18 protein-coding genes and 1 tRNA gene are annotated in these 17,473 nt (G+C 69.1%); 18 read left to right on the forward strand and 1 reads right to left on the reverse strand.

What is annotated here, in order from left to right; all coding sequences use genetic code 11:
- The first annotated feature begins 43 nt into the window (after positions 1–43).
- Both ACH34Q_RS37665 and ACH34Q_RS37670 read left to right on the forward strand, forming a co-directional pair.
- On the forward strand, positions 44–553 hold the full coding sequence (locus ACH34Q_RS37665; RefSeq protein WP_395987957.1) for a SigE family RNA polymerase sigma factor: 510 nt from the start codon (positions 44–46) through the stop codon (positions 551–553).
- Between the two features lie 3 nt (positions 554–556).
- Positions 557–1,300 (forward strand): hypothetical protein, encoded by a 744-nt coding sequence (locus tag ACH34Q_RS37670; protein WP_395987958.1) that lies wholly within the window; start codon positions 557–559, stop codon positions 1,298–1,300.
- Positions 1,301–1,438: 138 nt separating this feature from the next.
- On the opposite strand, the gene ACH34Q_RS37675 is transcribed toward ACH34Q_RS37670, so the two are convergent.
- Positions 1,439–2,650, reverse strand: coding sequence for a pyridoxal phosphate-dependent aminotransferase (locus ACH34Q_RS37675; protein WP_395987959.1), 1,212 nt, complete (start codon positions 2,648–2,650; stop codon positions 1,439–1,441).
- Between the two features lie 283 nt (positions 2,651–2,933).
- On the opposite strand from ACH34Q_RS37675, the gene ACH34Q_RS37680 reads away from it, so the two are divergent.
- From ACH34Q_RS37680 to ACH34Q_RS37755, 16 genes are all read left to right on the forward strand, one after another.
- A tRNA-Trp gene (locus tag ACH34Q_RS37680) sits at positions 2,934–3,006 on the forward strand.
- 143 nt (positions 3,007–3,149) lie between these two features.
- Entirely contained in the window at positions 3,150–3,398 is a 249-nt protein-coding gene (gene secE / locus ACH34Q_RS37685) for a preprotein translocase subunit SecE (protein ID WP_395987960.1), read from the forward strand.
- Positions 3,399–3,499: 101 nt separating this feature from the next.
- Entirely contained in the window at positions 3,500–4,471 is a 972-nt protein-coding gene (gene nusG, locus ACH34Q_RS37690) for a transcription termination/antitermination protein NusG (RefSeq protein WP_395987961.1), read from the forward strand.
- Between the two features lie 210 nt (positions 4,472–4,681).
- Entirely contained in the window at positions 4,682–5,113 is a 432-nt protein-coding gene (gene rplK / locus ACH34Q_RS37695) for a 50S ribosomal protein L11 (RefSeq protein WP_395987962.1), read from the forward strand.
- A 116-nt stretch (positions 5,114–5,229) separates the two neighbouring features.
- Positions 5,230–5,946: a 50S ribosomal protein L1 gene (rplA, locus tag ACH34Q_RS37700; protein ID WP_395987963.1), complete on the forward strand. Its 717-nt coding sequence runs from the start codon at positions 5,230–5,232 to the stop codon at positions 5,944–5,946.
- Positions 5,947–6,170: 224 nt separating this feature from the next.
- The gene (locus ACH34Q_RS37705; protein WP_395987964.1) at positions 6,171–7,061 is read left to right on the forward strand and encodes a hypothetical protein; all 891 of its coding nucleotides are present in this window, start codon (positions 6,171–6,173) and stop codon (positions 7,059–7,061) included.
- 187 nt (positions 7,062–7,248) lie between these two features.
- A complete protein-coding gene (locus tag ACH34Q_RS37710; RefSeq protein ID WP_395987965.1) occupies positions 7,249–8,127 on the forward strand; it encodes a hypothetical protein in 879 nt (292 codons plus the stop codon).
- Positions 8,128–8,404: 277 nt separating this feature from the next.
- Positions 8,405–9,244: a hypothetical protein gene (locus ACH34Q_RS37715; protein ID WP_395987966.1), complete on the forward strand. Its 840-nt coding sequence runs from the start codon at positions 8,405–8,407 to the stop codon at positions 9,242–9,244.
- Positions 9,245–9,630: 386 nt separating this feature from the next.
- Positions 9,631–10,266, forward strand: a complete 636-nt coding sequence (gene rplJ / locus ACH34Q_RS37720; protein WP_395987967.1) for a 50S ribosomal protein L10 — start codon at positions 9,631–9,633, stop codon at positions 10,264–10,266.
- A gap of 80 nt (positions 10,267–10,346) precedes the next feature.
- The gene (gene rplL / locus ACH34Q_RS37725; protein WP_395987968.1) at positions 10,347–10,730 is read left to right on the forward strand and encodes a 50S ribosomal protein L7/L12; all 384 of its coding nucleotides are present in this window, start codon (positions 10,347–10,349) and stop codon (positions 10,728–10,730) included.
- 498 nt (positions 10,731–11,228) lie between these two features.
- Positions 11,229–12,284, forward strand: a complete 1,056-nt coding sequence (locus tag ACH34Q_RS37730) for an ABC transporter ATP-binding protein (protein WP_395987969.1) — start codon at positions 11,229–11,231, stop codon at positions 12,282–12,284.
- A gap of 125 nt (positions 12,285–12,409) precedes the next feature.
- On the forward strand, positions 12,410–13,132 hold the full coding sequence (locus tag ACH34Q_RS37735; RefSeq protein ID WP_395988049.1) for an MlaE family ABC transporter permease: 723 nt from the start codon (positions 12,410–12,412) through the stop codon (positions 13,130–13,132).
- A complete protein-coding gene (locus ACH34Q_RS37740; protein ID WP_395987970.1) occupies positions 13,132–13,983 on the forward strand; it encodes an MlaE family ABC transporter permease in 852 nt (283 codons plus the stop codon). The genes ACH34Q_RS37735 and ACH34Q_RS37740 overlap by 1 nt, the downstream gene beginning before the upstream one ends.
- Before the next feature lie 7 nt (positions 13,984–13,990).
- Positions 13,991–15,337, forward strand: coding sequence for an MCE family protein (locus tag ACH34Q_RS37745; protein ID WP_395987971.1), 1,347 nt, complete (start codon positions 13,991–13,993; stop codon positions 15,335–15,337).
- Positions 15,334–16,365: an MCE family protein gene (locus ACH34Q_RS37750; RefSeq protein ID WP_395987972.1), complete on the forward strand. Its 1,032-nt coding sequence runs from the start codon at positions 15,334–15,336 to the stop codon at positions 16,363–16,365. The genes ACH34Q_RS37745 and ACH34Q_RS37750 overlap by 4 nt, the downstream gene beginning before the upstream one ends.
- Positions 16,366–17,463, forward strand: a complete 1,098-nt coding sequence (locus tag ACH34Q_RS37755) for an MCE family protein (RefSeq protein WP_395987973.1) — start codon at positions 16,366–16,368, stop codon at positions 17,461–17,463. It begins immediately after the preceding gene.
- The last annotated feature ends 10 nt before the right edge of the window (positions 17,464–17,473 follow it).

Genomic DNA, 17,473 nt, shown 5'->3' on the forward strand with positions numbered 1-17,473 from the left:
GACCCCGGTCCAGCCGTAACCCCTCTCAGCCGGACGGAGCACAGTGGGGCGTCGAGACGAGAAGTCGTTCTCCGAGTTCGTTGCGGCACGCGGCACCGCCTTGTTGCGGACCGCGGCGCTGATGTGCGGTGCCCATCAGGACGCCGAGGACATCGTGCAGACGGCCCTGGAGAAGGCGTACCGGCATTGGGGGCGGCTGGATCCGGACTGCGATCCGGAGCCGTACGTCCGCCGGATCCTGGTCAATCTGGTGATCAGCAGATCCCGGCGGTGGAAGGTGCTGAGAGAGATCCACATGGCGAAGCCGCCGGAGCTGCCCGCCGCGTCGGCGACGCACGCGGTGGAGCTGCGCGGCACGCTCATGGACGAGCTGCGCAGGCTGGGGCCGCGGCAGCGGGCGGTGCTGGTGCTGCGCTTCTGGGAGGACCTCTCGGAGGCGGAGACCGCGCGGGTGCTCGGCTGCTCGGTCGGCACCGTCAAGAGCCAGGCGTCCCGGGGGCTCGCCAGACTCCGGGAGCGTCTCGACAGCAATCTGGCACCACTGGGGAGATGAGCGATGGATCTGGAGAGTGAACTGCGCTCGGCCATGGCCGAGCAGGTGGCCGAGTCGGCGGCTCCGCCCACGCTCGTCGAGGACGTGCGCCGACGGCACCGCCGCCGGGTCACCCGCATCCGGGTGACGGTGGGCGTCGCGGCCGCGGCCGTCGCGGTGGCGGTGGTGGCCCCGGGTTACCAGTCGTTTCGCGCGGAAACTGTGGGATCGAACGGGGAACCGGACGGTACGGGCGGCTCGCCCGCGCCGTCCGTACCCGCCCGGCCCTCCGTCTCGACCCTGCCGAAGTCGGCCTCGCCGGCGGACCCGGGCACGGGCGGCGGCGCGAAGCCGACGGAACGGGACGCTCCCGCGCCCGGCGACAAGCCGTCCGGAGGCGGGATCGGCGGGATCAAGGTCCCCGGCTGGGTGACCTTCCTGCCGTCCGGCCTGAAGGCGGAGGCGCCCTGCGCCACGGGCAGCGAGGGAGGCAACACGACCACGACCTGCCGCTGGCGCGGCCCGGACGGCTGGGTCGAGATCCGGCTGGTCCGCGGCTCGGGGCTCGGCGGGCCCGAGGACCTGATGCGCGCCCCCGCCGTACCGAGGCCGGCGTCGGTACGCGGCGCGCGCGCGATCAGCGCCGACCGGCCGGACTCCGGCCGCCAGATCGCCTGGATGGTCCGGCCGGGCGTGGGCGCCATCGTGGCGACCGGCGGCGGGATGCGCGACCAGCTGATGCGCGTCGCGGAGGGCGTCCGTCCCTGAGGCCCGGCCCGTCCGCTCGACCCGTTCATTCGATTGCCGCACTACCGGCTCCCGGGCCCGGCCGGCTCCCGCACCCGGCCTCGGCACCCGGCTCCCGCGCTGCCGGTGCGAAGCCGCCAGCGCGGGATCAGAACGGGGTCAGCGCGCCTCGGACAGGAGCTTGGCGACGCGGGAGACGCCCTCGACGAGGTCGTCGTCGCCCAGCGCGTACGACAGCCGGAAGTAGCCCGGGGTACCGAACGCCTCGCCCGGGACCAGCGCCACCTCGGCCTCTTCCAGGATCAGTGAGGCCAGCTCGACCGAGGTCTGCGGGCGCTTGCCGCGGATCTCCTTGCCGAGCAGCTCCTTGACCGAGGGGTAGACGTAGAACGCGCCCTCGGGCTCGGGGCACATCACGCCGGGGATCTCGTTGAGCATCCTGACCATCGTCTGCCGGCGCCGGTCGAACGCCTCGCGCATCTCGGCCACCGCCGCCAGGTCACCGGACACCGCGGCGAGCGCGGCGGCCTGCGACACGTTCGCCACGTTGGACGTGGCGTGCGACTGCATGTTGGCCGCCGCCTTGACCACGTCCTTCGGGCCGATCAGCCAGCCCACCCGCCAGCCAGTCATCGCGTAGGTCTTGGCGACGCCGTTCAGCACCAGCGTGCGGTCGGCCAGCTCCGGTACGACGACGGGCATCGAGTGGAACTCGGCGTCCCCGTAGACGAGGTGCTCGTAGATCTCGTCGGTGATCACCCAGAGGCCGTGCTCGTCCGCCCAGCGGCCGATCGCCTCGACCTGGTCGCGGGGGTAGACCGCCCCGGTCGGGTTGGAGGGGGAGACGAACAGCAGCACCTTCGTACGCTCGGTACGGGCCGCCTCCAGTTGCTCCACGCTCACCCGGTAGCCGGTGGTCTCGTCGGCCACCACGTCCACCGGGACCCCGCCGGCCAGCTTGATCGACTCGGGGTAGGTGGTCCAGTACGGCGTCGGCACCAGGACCTCGTCGCCCGGGTCCAGCAGCGCGGCGAACGCCTCGTACACCGCCTGCTTGCCGCCGTTGGTGACCAGCACCTGCGCGGCCTCGACCTGGTAGCCGGAGTCGCGGGCGGTCTTGTCGGCGATGGCCTGGCGCAGCTCGGGCAGCCCGCCGGCCGGGGTGTACTTGTGGAAGCGCGGCACGCCGCACGCCTCGACGGCGGCCTGCACGATGTAGCCGGGCGTCGGGAAGTCGGGCTCGCCCGCGCCGAAGCCGATGACCGGGCGGCCCGCAGCCTTCAGCGCCTTGGCCTTGGCGTCGACGGCCAGCGTGGCGGATTCGGAGATCGCGGCGATGCGCTTGGAGATGCGAGGACGGTCGATGCTCATGTCCCTATCGTTACAGACGCCGCGCGGTGACTTCAGCCGGATTCCCCCATGCCGGGCCGCGGCCGCGCGTCCGCTAAGCGCGCAGGTCGTACGGGTACGCGGGGATCGGCTCGCGGGCCGTTCGAGCCCCGCCGCGGGGGGCTCGCGACGCACCGGAGAGGTCTTCGTGGCTTCTGGTTCGACGTGGGGGCGTCCGGCAACGTAGACTCACCCACCTAGTGACGCGACACCGGCATACGGTCATGTCCACGAAAGGTCGTAAGCTGGGTCACGTCACGATCGAAGGGCAGTGGCTCAATTGGCAGAGCTCCGGTCTCCAAAACCGGCGGTTGGGGGTTCGAGTCCCTCCTGCCCTGCGAGGTGCGGTGCGTGCACCCGTACCGGTCACGCGTGTCAACGGCGTGGAGCACCAGGTACGCCGTCATGACGGGCGTCGGCGCGGGTTCGCGCGACAACCACAAGGTGGTTGAACACGACCTATGAGGTGAACGGCGGCACAATGGCGACTGAGACGCGCGGCGAGCCCGCGGCCAAGGACGAAGGCAAGGGGAAGCCCGCGCGCAAGCGGACCTCTCCGGTTCTCTTCGTGCGCCAGGTGGTCGCTGAGCTTCGCAAGGTCATCTGGCCATCCCGGCGAGAGCTGATCACCTACACCCTGGTCTCCCTGGTGTTCGTGCTGATCATGATCGCGATCGTCTCGGGGCTGGACTTCGGCCTGCAGAAGATCGTCTTCCTGGTCTTCGGCTGAGGCGACACCGCCCGGCCGCTTCGCACACCAGACGGCAACACCAGGGCGGCGTACGCCCTTCGTAGTCCTTCATCGCAGTCCGTACGAGAGAAAGAGTCACCGTGTCCGAGCCCTCACAGCCCAACGACGAGGCCGTCGACGAGGCCCAGTCCGCTGCGGCTGCTGCGGCCGAGCCCGCGGGCGACGCCGGTCCGGCCGAACAGGCCGGGACGGAGACCGTCGACACGGAGATCGTCGACACGGAGACGCTGGCCGCGGCCGAGGCCGACGGCGGCGAGATCGACGGCGCCGGCGACGGTGACGACACCGTGCCCGACGAGGAGACGGTCGAGAAGGCCGAAGAGGCCGAGGCGGACGGCGAGATCCTGACCGACGGCGAGACGGCCGAGGCCGGCGCGTCGGACGAGGGTTCCGAGGACGAGGGCTCCGAGAGCGACGAGGGTTCCGAGGACGAGGACGAGGAGGCGCCGGCCGCGCCCCCGGTCGACCCGTACGCGGAGTTCAAGATGCAGCTCCGGCTGCAGCCGGGCGACTGGTACGTCGTGCACTCCTACGCGGGGTACGAGAACCGGGTCAAGACCAACATCGAGACCCGGACCACGACCCTCAACATGGAGGACTACATCTTCCAGATCGAGGTCCCTCAGCACGAGGTGACCGAGATCAAGGGCGGCAAGCGGCAGAAGGTCAACGAGAAGGTCCTGCCGGGCTACATCCTGGTCCGGATGGAGCTCACCGACGAGTCGTGGGCCGCCGTCCGCAACACCCCCGGCGTCACCGGCTTCGTCGGCCTGCTCAACAAGCCGTCCCCGCTGAGCCTGGACGAGGTCGCCAACCTGCTGGCCCCCGAGCCGGAGGAGCAGGCCAAGACCAAGGAGCAGGCCAAGAGCTCGATCCCGGCGGTCGACTTCGAGGTCGGCGAGTCGGTCACCGTCATGGACGGCCCGTTCGCGACCCTCCCGGCCACCGTCAACGAGATCAACGCCGAGCAGCAGAAGCTGAAGGTGCTGGTCTCGATCTTCGGTCGCGAGACGCCGGTGGAGCTGTCCTTCAACCAGGTCTCCAAGATCTGACGCTCGCCACTCTGAGCAGCGCGTAGTCTCGAACCTGTTCCCCGCACGGCGGGGGTGGCCCGATCGCCGCCGTCGTGAGGGGCCGGCTTCACACTTCCCCACTCTGTGGGGGTCAAAGATCCCAACACCCGGCGTTCACGTTCCGACCCGTGGTGTGGCCCGCGAGGCGGGAGTCGGGATCACGAGCAACGGAACGGAAGGAAGGCGATCATGCCTCCGAAGAAGAAGAAGATCGCCGCGGTCGTCAAGGTGCAGTTGCAGGCCGGCCAGGCCACGCCCGCGCCGCCCGTCGGTACCGCGCTCGGTCCGCACGGCGTCAACATCATGGACTTCTGCAAGCAGTACAACGCTGCCACCGAAGCCCAGCGCGGCAACGTCATCCCCGTAGAGATCACCATCTTCGAGGACCGCTCGTTCAGCTTCGTCACCAAGACGCCGCCGGCCGCGCAGCTGATCCTCAAGGCCGCCGGGGTCGAGAAGGGCAGCGGCGAGCCGCACAAGACCAAGGTCGGCTCGGTCTCCCGCGACCAGATCCGGGAGATCGCCACCACCAAGATGCCCGACCTCAACGCCAAGGACCTGGACGCCGCCGAGAAGATCGTCGCCGGCACCGCGCGTTCGATGGGCATCGAGGTCAAGTAGCCCCGATCGGGTACATCCCGGTCAGAGGGTGACGCAAGGCCCCGCGCGGATCGTCCGCGCGGGGACGTGGCAGGGCCGGCGCGGCCCGTACCACAAGTTCCGTAGGAGGAACCGATATGAAGCGCAGCAAGGGCTACCGTGGCGCGGCCGAGCAGATCGACCGCGACAAGCTCTACAGCCCGGCCGAGGCCCTGAAGCTGGCCAAGGACACCACGGTCACCAAGTTCGACGCGACCGTCGAGGTCGCCCTGCGGCTGGGCGTCGACCCCCGCAAGGCCGACCAGATGGTCCGCGGCACCGTCCTGCTGCCCAACGGCACCGGTAAGACCGCCCGCGTGCTGGTCTTCGCCGGCGGCGCCAAGGCGGAGGAGGCCCGCGAGGCCGGTGCCGACCTGGTGGGCTCGGACGACATGATCGAGAAGATCCAGGGCGGCTTCCTGGACTTCGACGCGGTCGTGGCGACCCCCGACCAGATGGGCAAGGTCGGCCGGCTGGGCCGGGTGCTCGGCCCGCGCGGCTTGATGCCCAACCCCAAGACCGGCACCGTGACCATGGACGTGGCCAAGGCCGTCACCGACATCAAGGGCGGCAAGATCGAGTTCCGGGTCGACCGGCACGCGAACCTGCACTTCATCGTCGGCAAGGTGTCGTTCACCGAGCGCCAGCTGGTGGAGAACTACGCCGCCGCCGTCGAGGAGATCCAGCGCCTCAAGCCGTCGGCCGCCAAGGGCCGGTACGTCAAGAAGGCCGTCGTGACCACCTCGATGGGGCCGAGCATCCCGGTCGACCCCAATGCGGTCCGCAACCTCGTCGCGGAGCTCGACGAAGCCTGATCGAAGGCTGATCCAGGCCTGGTCGAGGCCGTGCGCGTAGTCGTACACGAAGGGGCGTCCCATCGCGGGGCGCCCCTTCGCGCGTTCCATGGCAGGCGGGCAGGCGGGCAGGCGGGCAGGACGGCCGGATCAGGCCATCGGGCTTGGCCGAGCCGGTGCGGTGTAGATGGGGCGAATGGTGTTAAATCTGCCAATACTCCCCCTCTCCCCGCCAGGAGGACCCGTTGGATCGTCGAACCGACCGGGCCGTCGCGATCGCGGCCGCCGTCACGGTCGTCCCCCTGGCGATCCTGGTCGTGATCAAGACGGGCGCCGATGGCCCCTCCGAGAAGGACCCGGGGACGATGCCGCCGAACGCGGCCGCCGCCCAGCACGACCCGTCCACGCAGCAGGGCAGGACACCGGGTGCCGGTGCTTCGCCCGCGGGTACGGCCTCGCCGGTCGGTGGTGCCGCCGGTACGGCCAAGGACGGCACGCGTGCCGGCGCCGCTCGTACCGGCAAGACGAGCGGTGGCGGCACCGCCAAGCTTCCGACGCTGCCGCCGGGGACGCCGAAGCTCGCCTCGTTCGTCCGCGTGACGGACGTGAGGCTGACCGGCGCCGCCAACGGCGACTACCAGCACCAGACGGAGACGGCGACGTTCACGCTGTCGCCGCGGTTCAGCCTGAACGCGACCGGCGTCCGCAAGATGATGAAGGACGGCGTGCTCAGCACGATCACCCAGAAGGTGGTCGTCAAGGACGGGAAGCTGTCCGGGTACGACGGGAAGGCCTGGACGCACTCGACGCTCACCCCGGCGCAGCTCGACACGATGCGCGCCGAGTCCGACCCTCGGCTGCTGACCGCTCTGCTGCGCGGCCTGCCCGGCGCGACGGAGGCGGGGCCGGACAAGCTCGGCTCGACCCACCACACGGCCAGGACCATGCTCGGGAACCTGTACGCGCTGATGCCCAAGGACGTGGTGGCACAGGTGAGCCCGGTGCTGCCCGGCTCCACCACCGTGGCCCTCGACCTGTGGGCCGACCGGAACACGCGGCCGTCGTGGATCGGCCTGAACGCCGCCGCTCCGGGGACGGCCCTCGCCGGATCGATGACCTTCCGCTCGTATCGCTGACCACGAGTCGCTGATCACAGGCCGCTGACGACGCGCAGCCGAGGACTGGTCGTTCAGTACGGAGTTGTCCGGGTACCCCTGGAGTCGTACTGGACACCGCCCTATTCGTACCACCGGGGGATGTGGCCGGGGCGAGGGCGCACGAGACTGGGGATCACCAGCAGGCGACAAGAGAGGCATCTACCTCATGAAGAGTCGATTCGTCGTGGCCGCCGGCGGCACCGCGATGGGCAGCGTCCTGCTCCTGTCCGCATGCTCGGGCTCCGGTACGGAGACCGCGACCGGCAACATGAAGCTCACCGCCGCCCAGGCACTGGTCAAGTCGTCGGAGAAGACCGGGCAGGCCGACACGTTCAAGGCCGATCTCACCGTGACCGGTACCGGCGAGGGCGAGGGCAGGATCAAGGCGAGCGGGCAGTTCCGGCTGAATCCGGCGCTCACGTTCAGCGCCCGGCTGGACGAGGTCGCCCGCGGCGGGCAGGTCGTGCCCGGCGCCAAGGGCCAGGCCATCTACACCGGTGATGTGCTGTACGCGAAGGTCCCGATGCTGGCGCAGTTCGTCAGCAACGGGAAGCCGTGGCTGAAGGTGGACGTCAACCAGGCCGGGCAGCAGTTCGGCTTCGACGTCAAGGACCTGATCGCGCAGGTCCAGAAGGTCAACCCGGCCGAGCAGACGAAGATGTTCACCGGCTCCAAGGACGTCCGCAAGGTCGGTACCGAGACCATCGACGGCGTCGAGACCACGCACTACACCGGGACCGTGACCGTTCAGGACGCGCTGAACCGGCTGGACGGGCAGGCGCGCGAGAAGGTCCGGCGCTGGTTCCCGCAGGGTGCCGCGAACGAGAAGATCGCCTTCGATCTGTGGACCGGCAAGGACCAGTTGCCGCGCAAGCTGGTGTCCAAGGGCGACGCGGCCGGCGGCCAGGACGGCACCGTCACGGTCGTCTACAGCGACTACGGAAAGGCGTTCAGCGTGAACCCGCCGCCCGCCGACCAGGTGGGCGAGCTGTCCCTGAGCGGCCTGCTCGGCGGCAACGTCCCCTCGCAGACCCCCGGCAACTAGGCAGTGTTTCAAAGCCCCGGCCCAGGCACTCGCCTGGCGGCTCGTACCTGACCGGTTCTTGGGCGAGCGCGACATCGCTCCGCGATCTGCCGGTGAGGCTCGCTCCGGCATCGCCTCACCGGCCAGGTGACGCGCTCGCGCCGTGGCTGAGGCCACTGTGAGACAGCCCCTAGGCGATTCCGGCCGAAGCAGGCAAACCAAAACGGTCGCTCATGCGTCAGACAACCGTCCGGCGAAGTGGTCCGGACGTTTGTCATGACGACAGGAGAGAACCCCTATGTTGCGTCGCTTCGTCACGGGGACGGCGATCGCCACCAGCCTCGCCCTCGCCCTCACCGGCTGCCTCGGAGACACCAAGGAGAAGGCGGGTGAGGCCCGTGACGCGATCAAGCTGACGGCGGCCCAGGTTCTCGGCAAGACCGCGCAGAAGACCGGCCAGATCGACACGTTCACGACCGACATCACCGTCGACAGCCAGTTGCAGGGCGCGGCGATGAAGATGCACATGGTCGCGCGGACCCGGTTGCGCCCCGAGGTCGCGATGAGCATGGAGACCGATGCCATGACCGTGGCGGGACAGACGATCCCCGCCTCTGAGATCCGTCTCATCGGTTCCGACATGTACATGAAGAACCCCGCCCTGGAGGCGTCCAACGGCGGCAAGCCCTGGGGCCGGATCTCGCTGTCGGGGCTGGGCGGCGCGGGCGGGTTGAACGTGGAGCAGATGCTCGAGCAGGCCAAGCAGCAGAGTCCGGCCGAGCAGACCAAGATGTTCACCGCCTCCAAGAACGTCCGTGAGGTCGGTATCGAGACCGTCGAGGGCGTGCGGACGCGCCACTTCACCGGAACGGTGCCCGTCCAGGAGGCCCTGGGCCAGTTGGACGCGGAGCAGCGGAAGGCGCTGGAGGAGACCTACCGGCAGATGGGCACCAGCGAGATCGGGTTCGATCTCTGGGTGGGCGACGACGACCTGCCGCGCAAGGTGCTCGCCAAGGTGCAGACCGGCCCCGGCACGGTCATCACGACCGCGATCTACCGCGACTACGGCAAGCCCGTCGATGTCGTGGCGCCGCCGGCCGCCGAGACCGGCGACCTCAAGATGCCCGGGATGAACTGACCCCCTCCGTCGGCGAACGGCCCGTGCGCGCCCCTGGCGCGGCGGGCCGTTGGCTTGTCGGGCATCGCCTGACCGGGGTACAGGCCTCCGATTTGGCCTAACCGGCGGCCACCACGTACTCTGTTGTCTGCCGAAGACCGCCGGTCGTCACCCGCGAGGGTGACCGAAGGACCCGAAGAGATGATTTCGGGCGGCCCGTGTAGGTGAGACGAGAGCTTCCGTACGACTCCGTTGTCGAGTGTCGTGCCACGCCCCGTGCGCCTGCGCCGGGGCGTTCGCTGTTTTTCTGGGCATTTTCGCCCCGGCGTCTTCCACCCCAGGGATTGGCGCTCGCCCGCGACGGGCGAGCGAGGATCGCAACCACCCAGGTAATCGGAAGGAGGCCCATGGCAAAGGCCGAAAAGGCTGCGGCGGTCGCCGAACTCAAGAACGAGTTCGAGAGCTCGAGCGGCGCCGTGCTGACCGAGTACCGCGGGCTCACGGTGGCCCAGCTCAAGGAGCTGCGCACCAACCTCGGCGAGAACGCCAGGTTCGCCGTGGTGAAGAACACGCTGACCAAGCGCGCCGCCGGTGAGGCCGGCGTCGACGAGCAGTTCCGCGAGCTGCTCGAGGGTCCGTCCGCGATCGCCTTCGTCAAGGGCGATGTGGTCGAGGCCGCCAAGGGACTGCGCGACTTCGCCAAGGCCAACCCGCACCTGGTGATCAAGGGCGGTTTCGTCGACGGTCAGTCGATGGACGCCGCCGAGATCGGCAAGCTCGCGGATCTCGAGTCCCGCGAGGTGCTCCTGGCCAAGCTGGCGGGCGCGATGAAGGGGTCGCTGTCCAACGCGGCCGCGCTGTTCATCGCGCTCCCGACGCAGGCCGCCCAGCTCGCCGAGGCGCTGCGCGCCAAGCGCGAGGCCGCGGGCGAGACGGCCGAGGCTCCGGCCCCGGCCGCCGACGAGGCACCTGCCGACGAGGCACCTGCTGACCAGGCACCGGCCGACGAGGCGCCCGCCACCGAGGCGACCGCCGCCGAGTAGTGAGCGGTCCGGGTCCGTCCGTGGACCGGGACCCCGCGGTTTCACCACACTTAAGACACACAGCCACGGAGGAACACAACATGGCGAAGCTCAGCACCGACGACCTGCTCGACGCCTTCAAGGAAATGACCCTTCTCGAGCTCTCCGAGTTCGTGAAGCAGTTCGAGGACGTCTTCGACGTCAAGGCCGCGGCCCCCGTCGCAGCCGCCGCGCCCGCGGGCCCGGCCACCGCCGCCGAGGCCCCCGAGGTCCAGGACGAGTTCGACGTCATCCTCGAGGGTGCCGGCGACAAGAAGATCCAGGTCATCAAGGAGGTGCGCTCCCTGACGAGCCTCGGCCTCAAGGAGGCCAAGGACCTCGTCGACGGCGCCCCCAAGGCCCTGCTGGAGAAGGTCAACAAGGAGACCGCCGACAAGGCCAAGGAGGCCCTGGAGAAGGCCGGCGCTTCGGTGACCGTCAAGTAGGACCCCTCAGCACGTCCCGCAGGACGTCTCGGAGCCGGTGCCCCGGTTCCGGCGCTCTGTGCGCAGGCGGCCACCTCACCACGGTGAGGTGGCCGCCTTCGTGTTTTGTCCGGTGGTGATAAACCGCGGTGGCAAACCGGGCGCGGGAGCCAGTTGTGCGGGTGCGCGGCGCCCGCGTACCGTCCTTCTCGGCAGCGCTCCCCATGCGTCCGCTCCGTACCGTCGGTGCACCTCAGCCCCATGGCGCGAGGTACGGGTTCACCCGCGGTGGTGGCTCTGGCAGCGTAAGTAACGATTGCCTTACAGCGGCACGGTTTTACTACTGATCCGGACCCCTCCCTCTTCCATTTTCGGAGGGGGCCGCTACGGTAGTGGCACCCGCCACAGCTACCGGACGGTAGCAACGGGTTGGACACAGGGCGTGATCGTGAAAAGCCGCCTGAGTGTGCTACTCGCTCATTGGTTCCGGAACCCCCCGGCCTGGACGAAAGGTGACGAGTGGGCGTCGAGATCAGGGTCGAAGGCCTGACCAAGTCCTTCGGCCGCCAGACCATCTGGCAGGACGTATCGCTAACGCTTCCCGCAGGAGAGATCAGCGTTCTCCTGGGGCCCTCCGGCACGGGCAAGTCGGTCTTCCTCAAGACCCTGGTCGGCCTGCTCAAGCCCGACAGCGGGCACATCTGGATCGGCGACCGCGACCTGCCGTACCTGCCCGAGTCGCAGCTGTACGACACCCGCAAGCTGTTCGGCGTCCTGTTCCAGGACGGCGCGCTCTTCGGGTCGATGAACATCTACGACAACATCGCCTTCCCGCTGCGCGAGCACACCAAGAAGGGCGAGTCCGAGGTCCGTCGCATCGTCATGGAGAAGATGGAGATGGTCGGGCTCGTCGGCGCGGAGAAGAAGCTGCCCGGCGAGATCTCCGGTGGGATGAAGAAGCGCGCCGGCCTGGCCCGCGCCCTCGTCCTGGACCCCGAGATCCTGCTGGTGGACGAGCCGGACTCCGGCCTGGACCCGGTCCGCACCGCCTACCTCAACCAGACGATCGTGGACCTGAACGCGCAGTACGGCGCGACGTTCCTGATCGTCACCCACGACATCAACACCGCCCGGACCGTCCCGGACAACATCGGCCTGCTGTTCCGCCGCGAGCTGGTGATGTTCGGCCCGCGCGAGATGCTGCTGTCCAGCGAGGAGCCGGTCGTCCGGCAGTTCCTCAACGCCCGCAAGGTCGGCCCGATCGGCATGTCGGAGGAGAAGGACGTCTCCGAGCTCGAGGCCGAGGCCAAGATGGGCAACGACCCCGGCAAGCTTCCCCCCATCCCGCCGCAGCAGCTGCCCAGTGACGGCCGGGTCCGGATGACCCAGCACGCTCCCGGCGCCTGGTGCGCCGCGCACGGCGTCGTCCCGCCGCCCGGCTCGTTCATCGACGACCTGGGCCGCAACTGGCTGGACGAGTGGCCGCGGTACGTGGCGGCGATGGGCCCGGTGGCGGGTGCCGCGGGTGGTGGTTACCAGGCCGGGGGCCATCCCGGGGCGGGTGCTACGACCTGATGTCCAAACCTGGTATCGGCGCGGACCAGGGAGAAGGCAAGGGCGGAAACGCCTCGGTCACGTTCCGCAAGTTCTCCGACGGTGCGGCCAATGTCGTCGTCAAGGAGCCGGGCCGGTTCTTCGCCATGTGCCTGGACACGTTCCGGGCGATGCTCGTCTGGCCGTTCCAGTGGCGCGAGTTCGTCCAGCAGGCCTGGTTCATCGTCAGCGTGACCGTGGTGCCCACCATGCTGGTCGCCATCCCGTTCGGCGGCATCCTGTCGCTGCAGGTCGGCGGGCTGATCCGGCAGCTGGGCGCGCAGTCCTACACCGGTGCGACCGCGGTGGTCGCGATCGTCCGCGAGGCCAGCCCGCTGGTCACCTCGCTGCTGGTCGCGGGCGCCGCGGGCTCGGCGATGTGCGCCGACATCGGCTCCCGCAAGATCCGTGAGGAGATCGACGCCATGGAGGTGCTGGGGATCAATCCCCTGCACCGCCTGGTGGTCCCGCGCATGCTGGCGTGCGCGTTCGTCGCGCTGTTCCTCAACGGACTGGTGTCGGTGGTCGGCCTGGCCGGCGGCTACGTGTTCAACGTGATGCTGCAGGACGGCACTCCGGGTGCCTATCTGGCCTCGTTCAACGCCATCGCGCAGCTGCCCGACCTGCTGCAGGCCGAGTTCAAGGCGTTCGTCTTCGGTATCACGGCGGGGCTGGTGGCGGCCTACAAGGGCCTGAACGCCAAGGGCGGCCCCAAGGGTGTGGGCGACGCGGTCAACCAGACCGTGGTCATCACGTTCATGCTGCTGTTCCTGGAGAACTTCGTGATCTCCGCGCTGTACTTCCAGTTCATTCCGCAGAAGGGCATGTGATGAGCACGTCCTTCAAAGGAACGCGAGGGTCGTTCTTCAGGTGGCTGGGCCTGCCGCTGAAGCGGCTGGAGGACTTCGGTCACCAGCTCTCCTTCTACGCGCGGGCCTTCGCCTGGGTGCTCCGGGTGCTGCGCCGCTACCGGACCGAGGTGCTGCGGCTGCTGGCCGAGGTCAGCCTCGGCACCGGCGGGCTGGCGGTGATCGGCGGCAGCGTCGTGATCGTCGGCTTCATGACCTTCTTCACCGGCAGCCAGGTCGGGCTGCAGGGCTACAACTCGCTGAACCAGATCGGCACCGCCGCGTTCACCGGGTTCGTCGCCTCGTACTTCAACACCCGCGAGATCGCCCCGCTGGTGTCGGCGCTGGCGCTGTCGGCCACGGTCGGCTGCGGCTTCACCGCCCAGCTGGGCGCGATGCGGATCTCCGACGAGATCGACGCGCTGGAGGTCATGGCGGTCCCGTCGATGCCGTTCCTGGTCACCACCCGGCTGATCGCCGGGATGATCGCGGTGATCCCGCTCTACATCGTGGGGCTGCTGGCCTCGTACGGTGCCACCCGGCTGATCGTGACGACGTTCTACGGGCAGTCGACCGGTACCTACGACCACTACTTCAATCTCTTCCTGCCGCCGTACGACATCTTGTGGTCGTTCGGCAAGGTGATCGTCTTCGCCATGCTGGTGATGCTGATCCACTGCTACTACGGCTACCACGCCAGCGGCGGCCCGGCCGGCGTCGGCGTCGCGGTCGGCCGCGCGGTGCGGACCAGCATCGTGGTCATCAACGTCGTGGACCTGCTGATGGGCATGGCGATCTGGGGGGCCACCACGACCGTACGGATTGCGGGGTGACGGCGCGATGACCCATGTCGCGAATCCGGGCGGGATGCCGCAGCGCTGGCGCTACCGGCTGCTGGGCATGTCGATGATCGTCGTGCTGGTGCTGCTGCTGGCACTGACCGTCGCTCTGTTCAACAAGGCCCTCACGCCGGTGACCAAGGTGACGGTCGACGCCGAGCGGGCCGGGCTGCAGCTGCTGCCGCGCTCGGACGTGAAGGTGCGCGGCCTGATCGTCGGCGAGGTACGGGACACCCGCGTCACCGCCGACGGCGCCGAGATCGACCTGGCGCTCGACCCCGACAAGGCCAAGCTGATCCCCGGCAACGTCCAGGCGCGGATGCTGCCCAAGACGCTGTTCGGCGAGAAGTACGTCGACCTGGAGATCCCGGCGCAGGCCGGCCCGCTCGGGCTGCGCGCCGGCCAGGTGATCCAGCAGGACCGGTCGCAGACCGCGGTCGAGATCGACCGGGTGCTCGGCAACCTGCTGCCGCTGCTGCAGGCGGTGCGGCCGGAGAAGCTGAACACCACGCTGAACGCCGTCGCCACCGCGCTGCAGGGTCGCGGCGACCAGATCGGCCGCAACCTGGAGCAGGCGGACGCGCTGCTCAAGAAGATCAACCCCGAGCTGCGGACGCTGGTGTACGACCTGCGCGCGCTGTCGGACGTGTCCGACATCTACAACGCCGCCGCCCCCGAACTGCTGAACACCCTGAAGAACATCAACGTGACCAGCAAGACGATCACCGACAAGCGCAAGAACATCGAGCAGATCATCCCGATGGTCACCGGCTTCGCCGACAAGGGCGACGTGTTCATGCGGAACAACGCCCCGAAGATCATCGGAATGAACGTGGCGAACCGCGACGGGCTCGCGCTGGTCGCCCGCTACTCGCCGACGCTGCCCTGCGTGCTGGACGGGATGATGAAGATCAAGCCGCGGGCCGAGGAGGCCGGCGGCGGCAAGGGCTCGACGTTCAACCTGACCATCGAGATCGTCAAGCCGCGGCCGCCGTACAAGTACCCCCTGGACGTGCCCGAGGCCAAGGACCAGCGCAACCCGCGCTGCTACAACCTGCCCAACCCGGAGATTCCGTTCCCGGACTGGATGGCCCTGGACGGCACCCAGGACGACCTGTGGTGGAAGAACCCGCACGACCCCAACGAGCAGAACCCGCACGGCGCCGCCGGCGGCCGCGGCCGGGCGACGTCGGGCGTGTTCGTGGACCCGGGGCAGGGGATGAGCGAGCGCGACAAGATCAAGAGCATCGTCGGCCCGATGACCCGTACCCCCGCCGATGAGGTGTCGGACGTCGCCCAGTTGCTGTTCGGGCCGCTGATGCAGGGATCGGTGGTGAACGTCCAGTGAAGACCACCGGCGCGGCCGTCAAGCTGCTCATCTTCGTCGTCGCCACCTCGCTGGCCACCGGCGTGCTGGCGATGACCATCGCGAACATCCGGTTCGTCGACACCCGCAGCTACAGCGCGATCTTCACCGATGTGGCCGGGCTGCTGGAGAACGACGACGTCCGGGTGGCCGGGGTCAGGGTCGGGCAGGTCGAGAAGATCGAACTGCACGGCGGCAAGCAGGCCGAGGTGCACTTCCGGGTCAACAAGGAAGGCGTCTTCCAGGCCGGGATCCCCACGTCCACGCAGGTCAACGTGCGCTATCGCAACCTCATGGGCCAGCGCTACCTGGCGCTGGTCGAGGGCGCGGGCGCGGCCAACGACTACCTGCGTCCCGGCGGCACCATCCCGGTCAGCCAGACCAAGCCGGCGCTCGACCTCACCGCGCTGTTCAACGGGTTCCGCCCGCTGTTCCACGCGCTGGAGCCCGACGACGTCAACAAGCTCGCGTTCCAGATCGTGCAGACGCTGCAGGGCGAGGCCGGGACGGTCAACAGCCTGCTGTCGCACGTCGCCTCGCTGACCAACACGCTGGCCAACCGCGACGAGGTCATCGGCCGGGTGATCGAGAACCTGAACAAGGTGCTGGGCACCATCGACGAGCGGCACGACGAGGTCAACCGGCTGATCGGCGACCTGCGCGGGTTCGTCGGCGGGGTCGCCGACGACCGGCAGGCGATCTTCGACTCGATCGCGGCGATCAACCAGCTGGAGGGCACCACCGCCGGGCTCCTCAAGGACGCCCGTCCCGCGCTGAAGAACGACATCGCGGGGCTGCGCAAGCTGGCCGGCACGCTGAACGAGAACGGCGCCGACGTCGACAAGGCGCTGCGCCGGACGCCGGACCGGCTGGAGGGGCTGGTCAACATCTCCTCGTACGGCTCGTGGTTCAACATGTACATCTGCGGCATGGACGCGCGGGTGCGGTTGCCCGGAGGTCCCGTCTACCAGACACCGGCGATCGTGAACGAGAACGCGAGGTGCAAGTAGATGAGGATCCCGTTCAGGGAACGCAATCCGGTCCCCATCGGCCTCGCCGGGTTCGCCGTCATCGTCGTCTCGCTGCTGCTGGCGATGAACCTGCAGAGCATCCCGTTCGTGGCCGGCGGCAAGGAGCACACCGCCGCGTTCGCCGAGGCCGCCGGGCTGAAGGCGGACGAGGAGGTGCGCATCGCCGGCGTCAAGGTCGGCCAGGTCACCGGGATGGAACTGGCCGGTGACCACGTCAAGGTCACCTTCCGGGTGGACGACGACGTCAAGCTGGGCGACCTGACCCGCGCCGAGATCAAGATCAAGACGGTGCTCGGCGCGCACTACGTGGCGCTGGACCCGCGCGGTACGGGACGGCTCAGCAAGCAGATCCCGGTCGAGCGGACCGCCGTCCCGTTCGAGGTCGTCCCGGCGATCAGCGAGCTCACCCAGCGGGTCGGCAAGATCGACCACAAGCAGGTGGCGCAGTCGTTCGACGTGCTGGCCGACACCTTCCGCAACTCCCCGGACGAGATCAGGGCGTCGCTGCAGGGGCTGCGCCGGCTCTCGAACACCGTCGCCTCCCGCGACAAGGAGCTGCACGAGCTCACCGGGCGCGCCAAGGACGTGTCGCAGCTGCTGGCCGACCGCAACCAGGACTTCGCCGCGCTGATCAAGGACGGCGACGAGATCCTGCGGGCGGTGCAGGCCAGGCGGCAGGTGATCCACCAGGTGCTGGTCAACACCGTGCTGCTGTCGCAGCAGGTCAACGCGCTGATCAAGGAGAACGAGGGACAGCTGCGCCCGATGCTGGACAACCTGGAGAAGGTCAACGGGATCCTGCTGAAGAACCAGAAGAACCTGGACCGGATCCTGGAGCTGTTCGCGCCGTTCACCCGGCAGTTCGCCGACGTCACCGGGACCGGGCGGTGGTTCGACAGCTACATCCAGAACCTGATCCCCATCCCCGCCTCGATCAAGGACGCGCCGACCCAGGGCAACGGGTCGGCCACCGGGACGCGGCAGGGCGGCCAGGGACAGCAGGGCGGACAGCCGGGCCAGCCGGGCACCCGGCCCACCAACCCGCAGCCCAACAACCCGCTCCCCTTCCTCCCGTGAGCGAGCAGGC

Origin of the sequence: Actinomadura sp. 9N407 (genome assembly GCF_044326315.1) — a bacterium.
Lineage (GTDB): Bacteria > Actinomycetota > Actinomycetes > Streptosporangiales > Streptosporangiaceae > Spirillospora.